1 protein-coding gene is annotated in these 1,100 nt (G+C 68.8%); it reads left to right on the forward strand.

What is annotated here, in order from left to right; genetic code table 11:
- The first annotated feature begins 328 nt into the window (after positions 1 to 328).
- Entirely contained in the window at positions 329 to 871 is a 543-nt protein-coding gene (locus tag AOK15_RS41265) for an ATP-binding protein (RefSeq protein ID WP_055524417.1), read from the forward strand.
- Positions 872 to 1,100 lie beyond the last annotated feature (229 nt).

Raw genomic sequence — 1,100 nt, forward strand, 5'->3', positions numbered from 1 at the left:
CGCGCCCCCTTCGGGCGCTCCTCCGCGTGCCGCCCCCCCTTCAGTCCGAATACACGCCTGTTCACTCTTGGCCATGCCACTGGCCCTCTCCGCAGCCCCGCACACCCTGTCGGCGGAGGTAAGAATTCCGCCAGAACGGCGAATCTGTGTGCGCGGACAAGTCCGTACATTGAGGGCGAAATTCAGCCAGCCCCTCACAGGGAGTGCACCGGCGCGTTCGGAACGTGTTCGATCCGTGTGAGTGCGTCAGAGCACATGTGTTGGCCGGTTTCCAGTCCAGTCCCATGGGGCATTCACACCGTGGCGTGGGGTGAAGGAGGTCTCGGGGGTGGCGTTGGTGGTGGCACAGGAGGTGCCCACGTCGTCGAGCATGGCCGTACCCCATGGCCCTGCGGGCGTGGGGCAGGCGAGGCACCGGTTGCGTGATCAGTTGCGCGACGGTGGTGTGGCGGAATCGGTCATCGACGACGCCCTGCTGATCCTTTCCGAACTACTCAGCAATGCCTGCAAACACGGCAGGCCCCTCAACGACGCGCTGGCCGGCGACGGCGACGTGCGCTGCGCGTGGCGCATGGACCCCTCGGGGCGGCTCACCCTCGAAGTCACGGACGGCGGCGGCCCGACCCGCCCGATTCCGTCCACCCCCTCGGTCACCGCACACGGCGGCCGCGGACTGAACATCGTGACGGCACTGGCAGACGACTGGGGCGTACGGGACGACGCCCGGGGCGAGGTCACGGTCTGGGTCGTCGTCCAGGACGACGTCCGCCACACCCACCGCCGGGACGACTTCGCTACGCGCGTCACGGCCCCGTCGGTCTCGTCCCTGCCCGACCTGGACTTCGCGGACGCGTTCGAGGACATGGACTGACCCTCCACCGGCCCTCACCGACCTGAACAACCTGGCCTGAACCGCCGGTTCCGGGACGACTCGGTGCGTTGTCCACAGGGTCCCGTCGGCCGCCGTACGAGCGGCTAGGCTCGCGCGAGTACGAGACGAGCCGTGATCGGGAGACACCCACGATGGCCAAGAAGCGACCCCACACGAAGGCCAAGCGCCCGCAGGGCACCGGCGGAGTCGGCACCGCAGCCGCCGATGG

It is taken from the genome of Streptomyces ossamyceticus, assembly GCF_001418475.1.
Classification (GTDB): domain Bacteria; phylum Actinomycetota; class Actinomycetes; order Streptomycetales; family Streptomycetaceae; genus Streptomyces; species Streptomyces ossamyceticus.